This window comes from Grimontia sp. NTOU-MAR1, from assembly GCF_035758505.1.
Classification (GTDB): domain Bacteria; phylum Pseudomonadota; class Gammaproteobacteria; order Enterobacterales; family Vibrionaceae; genus Enterovibrio; species Enterovibrio marinus.
This window is the reverse complement of the sequence record NZ_CP142108.1, coordinates 1781147-1799164: the sequence shown is the minus strand read 5'-3', so window position 1 is coordinate 1799164 and position 18018 is coordinate 1781147. Positions and strand designations below refer to the sequence as shown.

General features: G+C 49.2%; 13 protein-coding genes. 10 read left to right on the top strand and 3 right to left on the bottom strand.

The annotated features are described in order from the left end of the window. Positions 1-44: 44 nt before the first annotated feature. Complete coding sequence (gene rpsT, locus VP504_RS08245) at positions 45-305, bottom strand: 30S ribosomal protein S20 (protein WP_325893815.1); 261 nt, start codon at positions 303-305, stop codon at positions 45-47. Between the two features lie 296 nt (positions 306-601). Between rpsT and murJ the strand changes: the two genes are divergently transcribed. The 10 genes from murJ to VP504_RS08195 all read left to right on the top strand — a co-directional run bounded on the left by murJ (position 602) and on the right by VP504_RS08195 (position 15294). After that, the gene (gene murJ, locus VP504_RS08240) at positions 602-2161 is read left to right on the top strand and encodes a murein biosynthesis integral membrane protein MurJ (RefSeq protein WP_325893814.1); all 1560 of its coding nucleotides are present in this window, start codon (positions 602-604) and stop codon (positions 2159-2161) included. A gap of 61 nt (positions 2162-2222) precedes the next feature. After that, a complete protein-coding gene (gene ribF / locus VP504_RS08235) occupies positions 2223-3164 on the top strand; it encodes a bifunctional riboflavin kinase/FAD synthetase (protein ID WP_325893813.1) in 942 nt (313 codons plus the stop codon). 33 nt (positions 3165-3197) lie between these two features. Further along, positions 3198-6026, top strand: coding sequence for an isoleucine--tRNA ligase (gene ileS / locus VP504_RS08230; protein ID WP_325893812.1), 2829 nt, complete (start codon positions 3198-3200; stop codon positions 6024-6026). Between the two features lie 21 nt (positions 6027-6047). Next, positions 6048-6560 carry a signal peptidase II gene (gene lspA / locus VP504_RS08225; protein ID WP_325893811.1) on the top strand — a complete coding sequence of 171 codons (513 nt, stop codon included), beginning with the start codon at positions 6048-6050 and terminating at the stop codon, positions 6558-6560. 149 nt (positions 6561-6709) lie between these two features. Beyond that, a complete protein-coding gene (fkpB, locus tag VP504_RS08220) occupies positions 6710-7141 on the top strand; it encodes an FKBP-type peptidyl-prolyl cis-trans isomerase (protein ID WP_062706014.1) in 432 nt (143 codons plus the stop codon). Positions 7142-7152: 11 nt separating this feature from the next. Beyond that, on the top strand, positions 7153-8097 hold the full coding sequence (gene ispH, locus VP504_RS08215) for a 4-hydroxy-3-methylbut-2-enyl diphosphate reductase (protein ID WP_325893810.1): 945 nt from the start codon (positions 7153-7155) through the stop codon (positions 8095-8097). 143 nt (positions 8098-8240) lie between these two features. Further along, positions 8241-9047, top strand: a complete 807-nt coding sequence (gene dapB, locus VP504_RS08210) for a 4-hydroxy-tetrahydrodipicolinate reductase (protein ID WP_325893808.1) — start codon at positions 8241-8243, stop codon at positions 9045-9047. Positions 9048-9562: 515 nt separating this feature from the next. Continuing rightward, on the top strand, positions 9563-10702 hold the full coding sequence (gene carA / locus VP504_RS08205; RefSeq protein WP_325893806.1) for a glutamine-hydrolyzing carbamoyl-phosphate synthase small subunit: 1140 nt from the start codon (positions 9563-9565) through the stop codon (positions 10700-10702). 16 nt (positions 10703-10718) lie between these two features. Then, positions 10719-13952, top strand: coding sequence for a carbamoyl-phosphate synthase large subunit (gene carB, locus VP504_RS08200; RefSeq protein WP_325893804.1), 3234 nt, complete (start codon positions 10719-10721; stop codon positions 13950-13952). 490 nt (positions 13953-14442) lie between these two features. Beyond that, a complete protein-coding gene (locus VP504_RS08195; RefSeq protein ID WP_325893802.1) occupies positions 14443-15294 on the top strand; it encodes a magnesium transporter in 852 nt (283 codons plus the stop codon). Here VP504_RS08195 and dacB read toward each other — a convergent pair. Together dacB and VP504_RS08185 are read right to left on the bottom strand one after the other, a co-directional pair. After that, positions 15269-16684 (bottom strand): serine-type D-Ala-D-Ala carboxypeptidase, encoded by a 1416-nt coding sequence (gene dacB, locus VP504_RS08190; protein ID WP_325894005.1) that lies wholly within the window; start codon positions 16682-16684, stop codon positions 15269-15271. The two genes, VP504_RS08195 and dacB, sit on opposite strands and share 26 nt — an antisense overlap. 102 nt (positions 16685-16786) lie before the next feature. Then, positions 16787-17752 (bottom strand): porin, encoded by a 966-nt coding sequence (locus VP504_RS08185; protein WP_325893801.1) that lies wholly within the window; start codon positions 17750-17752, stop codon positions 16787-16789. Positions 17753-18018 lie beyond the last annotated feature (266 nt).

Sequence of the window (18018 nt, the reverse complement as noted above, 5' to 3'; positions counted from 1 at the left end):
AAACCGGCTATGAGCCGGTTTTTTTATTTCAAATCGGAGCGCTATTACAGAGCTTTGATTTGAGCGGATAGAGCAGCTTTATGACGAGCAGCCTTGTTCTTGTGGATAAGGCCTTTAGTAGCCATGCGGTCCAAGATAGGTTGCGCTTCAGCAAATGCTTTAGTAGCCGCTTCTTTATCGCCTGCTGTAATAGCTGCGATAGTTTTTTTCAGGTAAGTGCGCATCATTGAGCGACGGCTTGCGTTGTGCTGGCGACGCTTCTCAGATTGGATTGCACGCTTCTTAGCAGATTTGATATTCGCCAAGGGTCTAACTCCCAAATCTTATATTCGGTGACAATTTAAGGCCGAGGAATATGCCTCGTTTTACCCGAGTTGTCAATTCATTTGTGCAAATATCCGCCGCACTCACCTTAAGATTGGCGTGCTGCGAACATCGCGGTTAATATGGCGGCAGATTCTACCAGCATTCTTTACTTGAAGTAAGCCTTTTATCTGTGCTTTTCGTGCTATTAAAGGTGCCTCCTTCCTTTTTATAACTATAGGGGGTGCGGGCGACAGGTGAGCAGGTTTACTTCCTTTTGTTTTTTAAGGGGATATAGGTGTCAAAGCGATTACTTCGCTCTGGATTAATTGTCAGTTCAATGACCATGATTTCGCGCGTAATGGGTCTTGCACGCGATGTGGTGATAGCGAATTTAATGGGTGCAGGCGCGGCGGCGGATGTTTTCTTCTTTGCCAACAAAATCCCTAACTTCCTGCGACGTCTTTTCGCTGAAGGTGCATTCTCACAGGCTTTCGTCCCGGTGCTGGCAGAATATCAAGCCAGTGAAGATAAAAACAAAACCCGAGAGCTGATTGCCTATGTGTCGGGCACACTGGGTCTGTTAGTGACAATCGTTACCTTGTTTGGTGTGATTGCCTCACCGGTTATCACGGCATTGTTCGGGATGGGGTGGTTCCTCGATTGGATGAACGGTGGTCCTTCAGCTCACAAATTTGAATTGGCCTCTCTGATCCTCAAGATCACGTTTCCTTATCTTTGGTTTATCACTTTTGTGGCTCTGGCGGGTTCGATACTAAATACCTTGGGTCGTTTTGCGGTTTCATCCTTTACGCCAGTATTCCTTAATATTGCCATGATCTTTGCGGCGATCTGGATTTCACCGAATATGGACCAACCTGAGATAGGGCTGGGTATTGGTGTATTTCTGGGTGGCCTTATTCAGTTTGGTTTCCAAATCCCGTTCCTTTACCGGGAAGGGATGTTGGTTCGCCCCAAGTGGGGCTGGTCGCATCCGGGGGTTGTGAAAATCCGGACTCTGATGATCCCGGCATTGTTTGGGGTATCGGTTAGCCAGATCAACCTCTTACTGGATACCTTTATCGCGAGTTTTCTGGCGACTGGCTCTATCAGCTGGTTGTACTACTCAGACCGCCTCTTGGAGTTTCCATTAGGTCTTTTCGGTATCGCGATTGCGACCGTTATTCTGCCAGCACTATCTAAAAAATACGTTGAGAAAACGGCAGGGCAATTTGCTTCAACAATGGATTGGGGCGTGCGCATGGTGCTGCTATTAGGGGTTCCAGCAATGGTCGGGATGATCGTCCTCGCCAAGCCGATGTTGATGGTGCTTTTCATGCGCGGTGAGTTTGGTGCAGATGACGTTAATGCAGCGGCGATGTCCCTAATCGCTTATTCGTCAGGTTTGCTTAACTTTATGTTGATTAAGGTGCTTGCACCTGGTTATTTCGCGCGGCAGGACACCAAAACGCCCGTGCGATATGGCATTATAGCCATGGCAAGCAACATGGTGTTCAACCTGATTTTTGCTTATTTCTACGGTTATGTCGGATTGGCGATTGCAACGGCGTTGTCTGCTTTGGTTAATGCAGGCCTATTGTATCGCGGCCTCCACAAGCAGCAGGTTTACCGAGTGAGCAAAGATACCGTGATATTCACCCTGCGTCTTATCGTCGGTGTGGTACTCATGGGTACTGTGGTTTATTACTCCATGCCGGTGTTTGAGCAGTGGCTGGCGATGGATTTTTGGCAACGGGTATATACGCTGGCTGGTTTAATTGTTTCGGGAGCAATGACTTACGTGGTGTCTCTGGTAATTTTGGGCCTGCGGCCGCATCAACTTCGCGCTGAAGGCTGATTGCGGCTTCTGATTAGTATATAATCCGTCGGTTTTTTTAAGGGAAAGCAGTTATACCGCTATGGAATTAATTCGGGGTATCCATAACATCCGCGATAGACATCGTGGTTGCGTGCTGACAATAGGTAACTTTGACGGTGTCCATTTAGGTCATCAGGAAGTGCTGCGCCGCGTAGTGGAAAAAGCACGTGAATTTGGATTGCCTTCAACGGTGATGCTGTTTGAGCCCCAGCCGCGGGAACTTTTTTCAGGAGAAAATGCTCCTGCAAGACTCACAAGGCTTCGGGATAAGTACGTTCAACTGTCCAAGCTTGGTGTTGAGCGTCTCGTGATGGTTAACTTCAACGCCAAATTTGCTTCTATCACGCCGCATGACTTTGTTCATCGCTTGTTGGCTGAACAATTGGGTGTTAAGTTTCTCGTGGTTGGTGATGATTTTCGCTTTGGCGCTAAGCGTCAGGGCGATTTCTCTTATTTGCAGAACGAGGCCCAAACTGCCGGTTTTCAAGTGGTAAGCACTGACAGCTTTACTGTTTCTGAACAACGTGTCAGCAGTACTGCGATTCGTAATGAATTAGCTGCGGGACATCAGAGTGAAGCTGAAACCATGCTTGGCCGTCCTTATAGCATTAGCGGCCGTGTATCCCATGGCAACAAGCTGGGTCGAACCATAGGCTTTCCGACAGCAAATGTGCCGCTTAAGCGTCGAGTATCGCCAGTTTCTGGCGTGTACGTTGTGCGCGTTGGCGGAATTGAAGGAGAACAATGTCTGGGTGGTGTGGCGAATGTCGGTACACGGCCTACTGTCAACGGTGTACGCCAACAACTGGAAGTACACCTTTTTGACCTGGAGCGTGATCTCTATGGTCTTCAGATCGAAGTGCAGCTCTTACATAAATTGCGCGACGAGATGAAATTTGGCTCGCTCGATGAGTTGAAAGCCCAAATCGGAATTGATGCCCAGACAGCGCGTGCGTGGCTGGCTGAGCATGATGAGAAATAATGTCTAAACGTCCATATACGGAATGAACAATCAATGAGTGACTTTAAAGATACCTTAAACTTGCCGGAAACCGCGTTTCCGATGCGAGGGAATCTTGCACAGCGCGAGCCAAAAATGCTCAAGCGCTGGTACGACGAAGATCTTTACGGTGAAATCCGTAAAGCGAAGAAAGGCAAAAAATCTTTCATTTTGCATGACGGCCCTCCGTATGCGAACGGCAATATTCACATTGGTCACTCCGTAAACAAAATTCTTAAAGACATTATTATTAAGTCCAAAACCCTTTCGGACTTTGACGCACCTTACGTACCAGGTTGGGACTGTCACGGCCTGCCTATTGAACTGATGGTTGAGAAAAAAGTCGGCAAGCCAGGCCAGAAAGTGTCTGCTGCTGAATTCCGTCAGAAGTGTCGTGAGTACGCTGCGAAGCAGGTTGAAGGCCAGAAGGCAGACTTCAAACGTCTGGGTGTGTTGGGTGAGTGGGAAAAACCATACCTGACCATGGACTTTGACACCGAAGCAAACATCATCCGCGCGCTGGGTAAAATCGCGGGTAACGCTCACCTGCACAAAGGTTTCAAACCTGTTCACTGGTGTACTGACTGTGGCTCTGCACTGGCAGAAGCTGAAGTCGAGTACTACAACAAAGTTTCTCCATCCATCGACGTGATGTTCAGTGCGGTTGATGAAGCGGCAGTGCTGTCTAAGTTCAACCTGAACGAAGGTCATGCCGGTCAAGGTGACGTGTCTATCGTTATCTGGACCACCACGCCTTGGACTCTGCCTGCGAACCGTGCCGTCGCGGTTTCTGATGCGCTGGAATATGTGCTGGTTCAGGTGGAAGGTGAAACGCCTCGTCGTCTGATCATGGCAGCAGAGCTTGCTAAGGATGTGATGGATCGAGCTGGAATTGAGCATTTCCATAACCTTGGCTTCTGTAAAGGTGATGCGTTGGAACTGCTGCGTTTTAATCACCCGTTCTATAGCTTCGATGTTCCTGTGATCCTGGGTGATCACGTGACGACTGAGTCAGGTACCGGTGTCGTTCACACGGCACCTGGTCACGGTCAGGAAGACTTCGCGGTTGGTCAAAAGTACAACCTTGAAGTAGCAAATCCAGTAGGTAGTAACGGTGTTTACTTGTCAGACACAGAGCTGTTTGCAGGTCAACACGTATTGAAAGCGAACGATAACGTGGTTGAAGTGCTGAAAGAGCACGGTGCACTGCTGCATCATCATGCTTACGAGCACAGCTACCCGCATTGCTGGCGCCACAAAACACCAATTATCTTCCGTGCAACGCCGCAGTGGTTTATCTCTATGGAGAAAGCGGGTCTGCGTGCAAAAGCACTGCAAGAAATCAAAAACGTACAGTGGATCCCTGAGTGGGGTCAGAGCCGCATTGAGTCAATGGTAGAAGGTCGTCCTGACTGGTGTATTTCACGTCAGCGTACCTGGGGTGTGCCAATTGCCCTGTTCGTTCACAAAGAAACGGCAGAGCTGCACCCCAACACCGTCGAGCTGATTGAGCAAGTGGCTCAGAAAGTTGAGCAAACGGGTATTCAGGCATGGTGGGATCTTGACGCTGAAGAACTGCTTGGTGCAGAAGCGGCAAACTACGAAAAAGTGCTGGACACTCTGGACGTATGGTTCGATTCAGGTGCAACGCACTATGCAGTTGTTAATCAGCGCGAAGAGTTTGCAGGCCATGAAGCAGATATGTACCTGGAAGGTTCAGACCAACACCGCGGTTGGTTCCAGTCTTCCCTGATGACCTCTGTCGCGATCAAAAACCACGCCCCTTACAAGCAGGTTCTGACGCATGGCTTCACTGTTGATGGCCAAGGCCGCAAGATGTCGAAGTCTATCGGTAACGTGGTTTCACCTCAGGACGTGATGAACAAGCTGGGTGGCGACATCCTGCGTCTGTGGGTGGCATCAACCGATTACACTGGTGAGATGACAGTTTCTGATGAAATCCTGAAACGCAGTGCAGACGCATACCGCCGTATCCGTAACACCGCGCGCTTCCTGTTGGCGAACCTGAACGGATTCAACCCTGAAACTGATATGGTTGCAGCGGAAGAGCTGGTGGTTGCAGACCGCTGGGCAGTGGGCAAAGCACTGGAAGCTCAGGAAGAGATCGTGAAAGCGTTTGAAGATTGCAACTTCCACGCTGTTACGCAACGTCTGATGCAGTTCTGTTCGGTTGAGATGGGTTCATTCTATCTGGACATCATTAAAGACCGTCAGTACACCGCGAAAGCAGGTGGTCACGCGCACCGCAGCTGTCAAACTGCGCTGTTCCATATCGTGGAAGCACTGGTTCGCTGGATGGCGCCAATCATGTCGTTCACCGCAGATGAAATCTGGAACGAAATGCCAGGCAACCGCAACAAGTTTGTTTTCACCGAAGTATGGTATGACGGTCTGTTCGGTCTGGGTGAAGACGAGCAACTGAACAACGCATTCTGGGCTGAACTACTTCGTGTGCGCGGTGCAGTGAACAAGGTGCTGGAAGCTGCTCGTAACGAGAAAACTATCGGTGGTTCTCTGGAAGCGGAAGTAACACTTTATGCGAAACCTGAGTTTGCAGCCAAGCTGCAGGCAATGGGAGATGAACTGCGCTTCGTATTATTGACGTCAAAAGCTGAAGTTGTTGCCACTGATGCAGCACCTGAAGCTGCAGTAGCGACTGATGTTGAAGGTCTATCTGTTACTGTTGCCAAGTCTGGCGCAGAGAAGTGCGATCGTTGCTGGCACCATGTTGCAGATGTTGGCACCATCGAAGGTCATGAAGCGATTTGTGGCCGTTGCGCGAGCAACATCGATGGCGAAGGCGAAAAGCGCCAGTTCGCATAACAGGCAAGATAGGAAAGCTGGATGAAAGATCTGACAGCGAAACAATCAGGACTGCGCTGGCTATGGCTAGCGCTTCTGGTGTTCGTTCTGGATATCGGCAGCAAATTGCTGGTGATGAATACCATGGGTTATGGTTGGTCGAACCGCATTGAGGTGTTGCCATTCTTTAACCTGCTCTATGTTCATAACTATGGCGCCGCGTTCAGCTTTTTGAGCGATGCAGGTGGCTGGCAACGTTGGTTCTTTGCAGCCATAGCGCTTGGTGTTTCTGGCATGTTGGTTTACTGGATGCGCCAAACACCTGCGACAAACCGTATACTGAATGTTGCTTATGCATTGGTGATTGGTGGAGCCATTGGTAACCTGTTTGACCGTCTGGTGCATGGCTATGTGGTCGACTTCCTTGATTTCTTTATCGGGAACAATCACTGGCCAGCATTCAACTTGGCTGACACTGCGATTGTGATTGGTGCAGCACTCATTGTGCTGGAAAGCATCATCGCATCAAAAAAGCCTCAGGCTGAAGCCGAGTAGAACCTATCGCGCATCGAAAATAAAAATTGGCGCTGACTGCTCCGTGGTCGGCGCCAAGTCGTATAAAAAACCTTGATAACCCAATTGAAACTGGGGACTTGGGGGCTGTTTCTTTTGGTAAATTGCCCGCCAACAAAGGAAGTGAGTTAATGGCGCAAATTATTGCAAACAGTGAAGTCATCATGCACTTCACCATCAAACTTGAAGACGGTTCAGTAGCAGACAGCACCAAAACGTCAGGTAAACCTGCGAAGCTGGTGATGGGTGATGGGAGTCTGACAGAGAACTTCGAAAAGTGTCTGTTGGGCTTAACCGAAGGAGAGTCGGCAAGCTTCACACTGGAACCTGAAGATGCTTTTGGTCAGCCAAACCCAGATAACGTTCAGCACATGGACCGCAGCTTATTTGCAGGTGATGCGCCAGCTGAAGAGGGCACCATCATTGCCTTTTCCGGCCCAGGCGGTCAGGAAATCCCGGGTCTGGTCACGGAAGTGGCGGGCGAATCTGTGACGGTGGACTTCAATCACCCATTGGCGGGACATCGTGTTATCTTTGACGTTGAAATTGTCAGTGTTGCTTAAAGGGCTATCTCATGAAAGTCATGCTAGCTAACCCACGAGGGTTTTGTGCCGGTGTTGATCGCGCGATCAGTATCGTTGAACGTGCTCTGGAACTTTATCAGCCACCCATTTATGTACGTCATGAAGTGGTGCATAACCGTTTTGTCGTTGAAGGCCTCAAAGCGCGCGGTGCGGTATTTGTTGAAGAGCTCAGCGAAGTGCCGGACGACAGCATTGTGATTTTCTCTGCGCATGGCGTTTCTCAAGCGGTACGTAATGAAGCGAAAACCCGTGCATTAACCGTGTTTGATGCGACCTGCCCATTGGTGACTAAAGTCCATATGGAAGTGGCACGTGCCAGCCGCCGTAATATGGAAGTGGTGTTAATTGGTCATGCTGGGCATCCTGAAGTAGAAGGCAGCATGGGACAGTATGCCAGCGAAACCGGTGGCATGTATCTGGTAGAGAAGCCGGAAGACGTTTACAAGTTGGACGTGAAAGACCCATCCAACCTTCATTTCGTGAGCCAAACGACCTTGTCGGTGGATGAAACAGCAGAGGTGATTGAAACTTTGCGTAAGGTCTTCCCGGAAATTCAAGGCCCACGTAAAGATGACATCTGTTACGCAACGCAAAACCGTCAGGATGCCGTGCGTGATTTAGCGACTCAGTGTGATGTATTGGTGGTAGTGGGCTCGAAAAACAGCTCTAACTCAAACCGCTTGCGTGAACTCAGTGAAAAGCTGGGTACGCCGGGGTATCTGACCGATTGTGCAGAAGACGTGAAAGCGGAATGGTTTGAAGGGAAAACCAAAGTCGGTATTACCGCAGGTGCTTCTGCGCCGGAAGAGTTGGTAAACCTGATTATCTCTCGTATTGAAGAGCTTGGCGGTACGACGATTGAAGAGCTCAAAGGCCGCGAGGAAAATATGTTCTTTGAGGTTCCACGTGAGCTTCAGGTGAAAGAAGTCCATTAATTAATGAAACCTTCAGGGAGCCAAGGCTCCCTTTTTTACGCCGCTGATTCACATCACGCTACGAAAAGGGTAGAGTGGTTATCCAGTTACGAACATAACGCGCACAAAGTGGCGTGATGACAGGAAGTTAAAAGGGGAAACAGATGGTTCGCATTGCAATTGCGGGCGCTGCCGGACGTATGGGCCGACAGCTTATTCAGGCGACTGACGCGATGGAAGGCGCGGTTCTGGCTGCAGCAAGTGAGCGTCCTGAGTCGAGCTTGATTGGTACCGACGCAGGTGAACTGGCAGGTATTGGTAAGCGCGATGTAGCAATCGTTGATGATTTGGCGAAAGTGGCCGATCAATTTGATGTCATCATCGACTTCACCGCGCCAGTAGCGACGTTGGCAAACATTGAGCTTTGCCGCGCTCATGGTAAGCGACTGGTGATCGGTACGACCGGATTTTCCGAAGAGCAACGTGCACAGATTGATGCGGCGACCGATGTTGGTATCGTCATGGCGCCAAACTACAGCGTGGGTGTGAACCTTGTTTTCAAGCTGCTGGAGAAAGCAGCCAAGGTCATGGGTGATTACTGTGATATCGAAATCGTCGAAGCGCATCACAGACATAAAGTGGACGCACCATCAGGAACAGCAATTGGTATGGGTGAGGCGATTGCCGGAGCCATGGGTAACAAGCTGAGTGATGTAGCCGTATATGCCCGTGAAGGAATTACAGGTGAGCGTAGCCGGGATGAGATTGGCTTTGCGACTATCCGTGCAGGCGACATTGTTGGTGAGCATACTGCTATGTTTGCAGACATCGGTGAGCGTGTGGAAATTACCCACAAAGCATCGAACCGTATGACCTTCGCCAATGGAGCGGTTCGCGCAGCGGTTTGGCTGGCAGCAAAAGAGGCGGGCTTCTATACCATGCAAGACGTGCTTGAGCTGGACACCCTGTAGATTACTCGTTTTTCCAGTTGATACGTATTCATATAACTATGCAGTCTCTCTCTGTATGCTGCATAGTTTTTCTTAAAAGACGATGATTCTATTTAAATGGTCGCAGATTACAAAAATCCCACCACTTAACTGCTTTTAATTTGATGTTATTCTTATTTTCTTTGTTAAGTCCATAAAAAACTATCTAAACATTGCTTATAAAAACGGTTACGTCTCGACCTGACTGCTTTATTTGTCTCAAATGCTACGGCGCAGAGAAAGTGTTAACCTGTTCTACATAATTTTGCGTGAAATCCTCAGATAACCCTCACTTTTAACTGCTTGGTAGTCAAAACCGCAGTTATAGACCATAAGTAATATTCTTTTTTTTGCCACTTATTGACAGCTTGTGAATCGATCTCTAGAATGCGCGCAATTTGTCAAAATTCAGCTTTAGTGATTTTTGGCACTTGTATGGAATGCTTTGATGCAAGATTATATAGCTTTTCTGCATCTTTATTGATTTGGAGGTTGTCTTGAGCAAGTCTGCGCTCTTAGTCCTGGAAGACGGGACTGTATTCCACGGTGAATCCATTGGTGCTGATGGAACCGCTGTTGGTGAAGTTGTTTTCAATACCTCGATGACGGGGTACCAAGAAATTCTCACCGACCCTTCCTATTCCCAGCAAATCGTTACTCTCACTTATCCCCACATTGGCAATACCGGTACTAATACCGAAGACGAAGAATCCTCAAAAATCCATGCTCAAGGCCTGGTAATCCGTGACCTCCCTCTTATCGCTTCTAACTTCCGTAATCAGCAATCCCTTTCTGATTATCTGAAATCCCAAAATATCGTTGGCATCGCTGACATCGACACTCGTAAGCTGACCCGTTTGCTGCGTGAAAAAGGCGCTCAGAATGGCTGTATCGTTGCGGGCGATAACATCGATGAAGCGCTGGCACTGGCAAAAGCCAAAGAGTTCCCTGGCCTGAAAGGCATGGACTTGGCGAAAGAAGTGACGACAGCAGAAGCGTACGAGTGGAAACAAGGCTCATGGAAGCTGGAAGGCGGCTTACCAGAAGCGAAAGATGACAGCGAGCTGCCTTATCATGTAGTGGCTTACGATTTCGGTGCGAAACGTAACATTCTGCGTATGTTGGTTGACCGTGGTTGCCGATTGACTGTGGTTCCAGCTCAGACATCAGCAGAAGAAGTGCTGGCAATGAATCCAGACGGTGTGTTCCTGTCAAACGGCCCTGGCGACCCAGAGCCATGTACTTATGCGATTGAAGCGACCAAGGTGTTCTTGGAGGAAGGCTTGCCTATCTTTGGCATCTGTCTGGGCCACCAAATCCTGGCACTGGCATCAGGTGCACAAACCGTGAAAATGAAGTTTGGTCACCATGGCGCGAACCACCCGGTTAAAGACCTGGACCGCAATGTCGTGATGATCACCAGCCAGAACCACGGCTTTGCAGCAGACGAAGAGACGCTGCCAGCTAACCTGCGCGCGACGCACAAATCTCTGTTCGACGGCTCACTGCAAGGCATCCACCGCACGGATAAGCCTGCATTCAGCTTCCAGGGCCACCCTGAAGCGAGCCCTGGTCCGCATGATGCGGCACCGCTTTTCGACCACTTTATTGAACTGATCAAGCAACACAGCGCGTAATCCGGAGTAGCAGAGAATGCCAAAACGTACAGATATTCAAAGTATTCTTATCCTTGGCGCAGGTCCGATTGTTATCGGTCAGGCGTGTGAGTTCGACTATTCAGGTGCACAGGCGTGTAAAGCGCTGCGGGAAGAGGGTTACCGCGTTATTCTGGTGAACTCTAACCCTGCCACCATCATGACTGACCCAGAGATGGCTGATGCGACTTACATCGAGCCAATCCAGTGGGAAGTGGTACGCAACATCATTGAAAAAGAGCGTCCAGATGCGGTTCTGCCTACTATGGGTGGCCAGACAGCGCTTAACTGTGCACTGGATCTAGAAAAACACGGCGTACTGGCTGAGTTTGGCGTGGAAATGATCGGCGCAACGGCGGACGCGATTGATAAAGCAGAAGATCGTTCACGCTTCGACAAAGCCATGAAGTCTATCGGCCTGGAATGTCCACGCGCTGACACCGCGAAGACCATGGAAGAGGCTTACAAAGTCCTCGATATGGTGGGCTTCCCATGTATCATCCGTCCTTCTTTCACTATGGGTGGTACCGGTGGCGGTATCGCGTATAACAAAGAAGAGTTCGACGAAATCTGTCGCCGCGGTTTGGACCTGTCTCCAACCAACGAGCTGCTGATTGACGAATCTCTGATCGGTTGGAAAGAGTACGAAATGGAAGTGGTTCGCGACAAAGCGGACAACTGTATCATCGTGTGTTCTATCGAGAACTTCGATGCCATGGGTATCCACACCGGTGATTCCATCACGGTTGCACCTGCGCAGACCCTGACTGATAAAGAGTACCAACTGATGCGTAATGCATCGCTGGCAGTTCTTCGCGAAATCGGCGTTGAAACTGGTGGTTCGAACGTTCAGTTCGGTATCAACCCGAAAGATGGCCGCATGGTTATCATCGAGATGAACCCACGCGTATCGCGCTCTTCTGCTCTGGCTTCGAAAGCAACGGGTTTCCCGATTGCAAAAGTGGCAGCGAAACTGGCTGTTGGTTTCACCCTTGATGAGCTGATGAACGACATCACTGGCGGTGCAACGCCAGCGTCTTTCGAACCGACCATCGACTATGTGGTTACTAAGATCCCACGCTTTAACTTCGAAAAATTTGCGGGTGCAAATGACCGCCTGACTACCCAGATGAAATCTGTGGGTGAAGTCATGGCTATCGGCCGTAACCAACAGGAATCACTGCACAAAGCGCTGCGTGGCCTGGAAGTTGGTGCGACAGGTTTCGACGAAATGGTTGACCTGGATGAGCCAGATGCACTGACCAAAATCCGCCATGAGCTGAAAGATGCAGGCGCAGAACGTATTTGGTATATCGCAGATGCATTCCGTGCGGGCATGTCCGTAGACGGCGTATTCAAACTGACGAACATCGATCGCTGGTTCCTGGTTCAAATCGAAGAGATTGTGAAGCTGGAAGCGGAAATCAAAGAAGGCGGCTTTGCTGGCCTGAATGCGAAAGTACTGCGCAAACTGAAGCGTAAAGGTTTCTCCGATGCACGTCTGAGCAAGCTGCTGGGTGTGAGCGAAAGCGAAATCCGCAAACTGCGCGACCAGTACGACATTCACCCTGTTTACAAACGTGTTGATACCTGTGCAGCAGAATTTTCTTCTGACACGGCGTACATGTACTCATCTTACGATGAAGAGTGTGAAGCGACCCCTTCAGACAAAGACAAGATCATGGTTCTGGGCGGTGGTCCAAACCGTATCGGTCAGGGTATTGAATTCGATTACTGCTGCGTACACGCGTCACTGGCACTGCGTGAAGACGGCTACGAAACCATCATGGTTAACTGTAACCCTGAAACGGTTTCGACTGACTATGACACCTCAGACCGTCTGTACTTCGAACCGGTAACACTGGAAGACGTACTGGCCATCGCGCGTGTCGAAAAGCCAAAAGGCGTTATCGTTCAGTACGGTGGTCAAACGCCACTGAAACTGGCGCGTGCGCTGGAAGCAGCAGGTGTGCCAATCATTGGTACCAGCCCTGATGCTATCGACCGTGCAGAAGACCGTGAGCGTTTCCAAGCGGCGGTTGAGCGTCTTGGCCTGAAACAGCCTGAAAACGCGACAGTAACGGCACTGGAGCAAGCGGTAGAGAAATCCCGTGAAATCGGTTACCCGCTGGTGGTTCGTCCTTCTTATGTACTGGGCGGCCGCGCAATGGAAATCGTTTACGACGAGAGCGATCTGCGCCGCTACTTCAATGAAGCGGTAAGTGTATCTAACGAATCACCAGTGCTGTTGGACCGTTTCCTGGATGATGCGACAGAAGTTGACGTCGATGCAATCTGCGACGGCGAGCGAGTGGTTATCGGCGGCATCATGGAACACATCGAACAAGCGGGCGTTCACTCTGGTGACTCTGCATGTTCACTGCCTGCTTACACCCTGAGCCAAGAGATTCAGGACGAAATGCGCCGTCAGGTAGAGAAACTGGCTTTCGAGCTGGGTGTTCGTGGCCTGATGAATACTCAGTTTGCTGTAAAAGACGGCGAAGTTTACCTGATTGAGGTAAACCCACGTGCAGCGCGTACCGTGCCTTTCGTATCAAAAGCGACCGGCGCACCATTGGCGAAGATTGCAGCTCGTGTCATGGCGGGTCAGTCTCTGGAGTCACAAGGTTTCACTCAAGAGATCATTCCTCCTTACTACTCAGTGAAAGAAGTGGTTCTGCCATTCAACAAGTTCCCTGGCGTAGACCCACTACTTGGCCCTGAAATGCGTTCAACCGGTGAAGTCATGGGTGTGGGCGACACGTTTGCAGAAGCATTTGCGAAAGCAGACCTTGGCTGTGGCAAAACGTACACTGATCAAGGTCGTGCTCTGCTGTCTGTTCGTAACAACGACAAACAACGTGTTGTTGACCTGGCAGCCAAGCTTATCAAGTTGGGCTTTGAGCTGGATGCGACTCACGGTACTGCGGTTGTTCTCGGTGAAGCGGGTATCAACCCACGCCTGGTGAACAAAGTACACGAAGGTCGTCCTCACATCCTTGATCGCATCAAGAACGGTGAGTACAGCTACATCATCAATACCACTGAAGGTCGTCAAGCGATTGAAGACTCGAAGGTACTGCGTCGCGGCGCACTGGCAGAGAAAGTGAACTACACCACTACGCTGAATGCAGCATTCGCAACCTGCATGGCTCACGCTGCGGCTGACCTGTCGAAAGTGAATTCAGTACAAGAACTGCATGCACGTGTGGCAGAAAAGTACGGTAAATAATTAACAAAACAGCCCCGATCGATTTGGAGCTTGCGCTTTGAGTTGTGAGGGGAGACTAATGAGTCGGCAGTAAGCCGACCGTTACGATAACCTCCTTGCCCGCCTTAATGGTGGGCTTTTTTATGTTTTTAGTTTTTTGTCCTTGATATTTTTTGCCTTGTTTTTAGTTGAGTTCTTTTACGTTTCACATAGAATTTACGGGTCGCAATGCTGCGACTGAATTGGAGAAAACCATGAACGTTATCGACCAGCCTCCGAGTTGCAAGGGAAGCCTGTAATCCCAGACGGTAACATTCGTGATCATTTCGCGTTTCAATCGTCCGGTTGGAATGCTCCGCTTTAAAGCTCCTTTTTATTCCCTGTGCTTCCCGAAAATTCTGAGTGAGAAAACTGACTGTATTCGTATGTCGCTAAAAGGCTTCTGCACTTTTTCGTCTGAAATCAGTCGCTTTTCTATGGTCGTTACACCTAGCCAATCGGGAGGTTCGCTATGGCGGTAATGAACGCTACTTCGCTGGGAAACCAGCCAACTGCTTTTGCTGCGAGAGAAATTGAAGCAGCAAGAAGCGCATTTTTATTTCATGAAAACAATGAGCGTGTTAGCTTGCTTAGTGTTATGCCTGTCAGTGAGGCGATTGCGGTGTTAAACCAGTGCCCGGTGGCATTGGCTCGACAACTGCTTGATGACTTGGCTGAAACGGGGGAGGCAGTGCGTGTCAGGCAAATTGCCACTGGGCTGGGGCTTATCAGCTCCGAAGTGGAGCCTGATGGCAACTATCTGGCTAACTCGGTATTGAGCCATGTCCGTCAACGGATTGGTTGGATTGTCGGATTAGCACTGCTCGGTATTGTATCTGGACTTATCATCTCACACTACGAGGATACATTGAGCCAGCTTGTGTTACTGGCTATCTATATGCCTGTCATTGCAGCTGCCGGTGGTAATGCTGGTTCGCAAGCTGCGACATTGGTGGTCAGGGCGCTTGCTATGAATGAAGTCAAGCCGAGGCAATGGCTTCAAGTGATGTGGAAAGAGCTACGGATCGCGTCGATCATCGCTATTTCCCTTGCTGCTGTCATCATGGCAAGGGTCATGTTATTCAGTGATGACAGTGCGCTGCCAGCAGGCATGACCTTAATTGATATCGCCATAGCCATAGGCCTGGCACTGAGCATTCAAGTGACAATTTCGACCACCCTTGGTGGAGTGCTGCCTTTGGTGGCAAGAAAGCTCAAGCTTGACCCTGCTGTGTTGGTCAGCCCTGTGTTGGCCTCAGTGGTCGATATCAGCGGGATGGCAATCTATTTCATCACGGTTAACGCGTGGTTAGGCTTGACGTAAGCAGTGCCTGATAAAGTTCCCGTTCAAATTGGGTGATCGGGCTGGCGACATTGGCTGGCCTGTCATCCGATTTTGGGATGTGATAGTTCGTCACCAATTGCACGACCAAGATATCTTTACCCTGCTCGTTTTTAAGCACACCAGCGAGGTTATAGCTTCCGTAGAGCGAGCCTGTTTTTGCTGAGAGTCTTTGCTTTAAGGGGGCATGGCGTACGCTGGAGCGGTACTTCAAAGTGCCGTCAACACCAGATACCGGCAACATAGGAAGCACGCCAAGACTTGGATTTTCATAAACGTAATGCATGACGTTCATCAGTTGAGAAGCCGTCATGCGGTTGTTACGTGACAGGCCAGAACCATCAACTATCACTGCATGGGTTAAATCCAGCCCTGCTTTTTCCTGTAAAATAGCCTTCACCGCTGCAGCGCCGTTTGCAAAGGTGCCAGGCTGACCGTAATAGCGGTGTCCCATGGTTTTAAGAAGGTTGTCGGCCAACAAGTTATCAGAGCGCTTCAGCATGATATTTAGGAGAGCATCCCGCGAATCCGATGTGTGTCTTGCTAGCAAAGTGCGGTTTCCCTTGCCAGCACCCAGTCGAATTTTTCCATCCAATTTGATGGCGGCACTTTTGAGCTCTGAAGCCAACACATCTTCGACATATTTCTGTGGATTCTGAATCGCGAATTTCAGTGGGAGTGGATTTGTGCGGTGTTGTAAGCACCCACTCAGTAAATACTGGTTGTTATTGTCGTAATGAAGTTCCAAATCACACAGCTTGGCTTCCTGTTCGTTTTTGGTTACTGCGAGAGCGTCAGTGCTAACCTTTACAGGCTGATGTTCAGGCACAAAGACCCGGGTGATTTTTTTATTTTTTTCACTGTATATAGAGCCTTGAACACAGTTTCTCTCCAGCGCGACTGCGCTGGAAGGGGCACTGTAACAGACTCCCAGAATATCCCACGGCCATCCTACGGCTCGCTCGTAGCCTGCAAACACAGTTCCATCCAGCCAAACATCGCCCCTGATTCGCTTCACGCCCTTTGCTTTTAGGGCGCTAACCATAAGCCGGAGGTCTTTTCGCGTTAAAGTCGGATCTCCGGAAAAAGTAAATAGGATGTCATTGCCAGCCTGTTCAACTTTGGTTTCAAAGGCAAAGTCTTCAGGTAGGTAGAGGCTCGCAGCAAGTGCTGTCACGACTTTCTGGGTGCTTGCTGGTGGTAGAAGAATGTCATCGCCAACTGACACAATCTCAGAACCTGAATTGGCATCATGGACAGAGAGTGCTAATTGGCTGCCTGCGGGAAGCATGGCTTGAATCTTATTAAGGGGAACAGCGTAAGTTGAGAAAGAGAGCAGGATGAAAAATAGCAGAGTAAGAAGTCGCACCATGATTTCCCCGGCAAAGAAGGCAGTTCCAGTATGGTACAAAAAACGCCTACACGGGGGTAGGCGTTTTGATATTCAATATTAAGTATTTAACTTAACAGAGAATTAGAAGTCGTAACGTAGACCGAATACCAATTCGTCTTCTGCTTTCTCTTTACCAACTTTGTCTGCATCCAACAGGTTAAAGTTGTAAGAGGTGTAAGCGCGGAAGTTGTCGTTGAAGTAGTGAGTTGCGTCGATAGCGATGAAGTCAGCAGTTTCTGACTTGTCGCTAGCAGTTTTCTCTTCAGCGTTGTTGTAGGTAGTAGTGAACTTAGTGTTACCCATTTTGTAAGCGGCAGCCAGTTCGTAACCAGTCAGGTCAGTTTTAGAACCTGCTTGCTTCTCTTCACCATCTTTGTACAGCGCTGCAACGTAGATGTTGTTGATTGAGTAAGAGATAGCAGCTTGGATTTGGTTGGATTCTGCAGAAGTTACCGTGTCTTTGCCTTGGTCAGCATAGCCCAGACCCATTGCCAGACCGTTTTCCATTGCGTAAACCGCACCCAGAGAGTAACCACCGTCAACTACTAGGTTGCCGTCTAGATCGTTTGTTTCGCCAATGTAGTTAGCTTTCACAGTCAGACCGCCGAACTCGCCAACGTAACCGAAGTTGTTGTCGATGCGGTCAGCTACAGCGATTTTTGTGCTCGCGTTTGCGCCGTGGTAAGACATGATATCAGTGAAGTCAGTGATCATGCCCAGAGCACCGTCGTTCAGACCGTAAGTTACCAGGCCGTACTCAGTGCCAATACCAGCGTAGATGTAGCGGTTTTCATCTTTAGATTCGTTAGATTTGAACTCACGCTCGAAGAAACCAACACCGTATGCACCTTCAGCGATTTGAGTAGTACCCAAAACGTTGATACGTACGCGGCTGTTGTCAGTCATGTCGCCATCTTTGATAGCTGCACGAGCTTCAGCGCGACCGCCGATAGCCATAGAAGAATTGCCGTCGTTAAAAATTTCAGCAGCAGAAACAGAGGTAGAAGCTACAGCAGCTACAGCAAGAGCAATCAACTTTTTGTTCATTACGTTGTCCTTATATGAATTTGATTTTCGAGACGTTATCTCCAAACGTCGCGATGCCTTGTTTGTAACCGCTCCTGATTTAGGACTGTTAGTAAAACAATCAAAAAACAAATAGAAAACACTGTTTTTTATTTGGCGATAAAGAATAAATGCAATAAATAACAGTTACTTATATCGTATTGGTGAAGTTCCTTGATATTTAGGGGATTTATGATTTTTTATATTTAATTGCGATATAAATCTCTTTGGTGTGAGTTGAATGTGTG

Bases quoted from the DNA above. Each gene is read 5' to 3' on its own strand.
- ribF (WP_325893813.1), top strand. From the start codon at position 2,223: ATGGAATTAATTCGGGGTATCCATAACATCCGCGATAGACATCGTGGT.
- ispH (WP_325893810.1), top strand. From the start codon at position 7,153: ATGAAAGTCATGCTAGCTAACCCACGAGGGTTTTGTGCCGGTGTTGAT.
- dacB (WP_325894005.1), bottom strand. From the start codon at position 16,684: ATGGTGCGACTTCTTACTCTGCTATTTTTCATCCTGCTCTCTTTCTCA.
- VP504_RS08195 (WP_325893802.1), top strand. From the start codon at position 14,443: ATGGCGGTAATGAACGCTACTTCGCTGGGAAACCAGCCAACTGCTTTT.
- VP504_RS08185 (WP_325893801.1), bottom strand. From the start codon at position 17,752: ATGAACAAAAAGTTGATTGCTCTTGCTGTAGCTGCTGTAGCTTCTACC.
- lspA (WP_325893811.1), top strand. From the start codon at position 6,048: ATGAAAGATCTGACAGCGAAACAATCAGGACTGCGCTGGCTATGGCTA.
- dapB (WP_325893808.1), top strand. From the start codon at position 8,241: ATGGTTCGCATTGCAATTGCGGGCGCTGCCGGACGTATGGGCCGACAG.
- carB (WP_325893804.1), top strand. From the start codon at position 10,719: ATGCCAAAACGTACAGATATTCAAAGTATTCTTATCCTTGGCGCAGGT.
- ileS (WP_325893812.1), top strand. From the start codon at position 3,198: ATGAGTGACTTTAAAGATACCTTAAACTTGCCGGAAACCGCGTTTCCG.
- fkpB (WP_062706014.1), top strand. From the start codon at position 6,710: ATGGCGCAAATTATTGCAAACAGTGAAGTCATCATGCACTTCACCATC.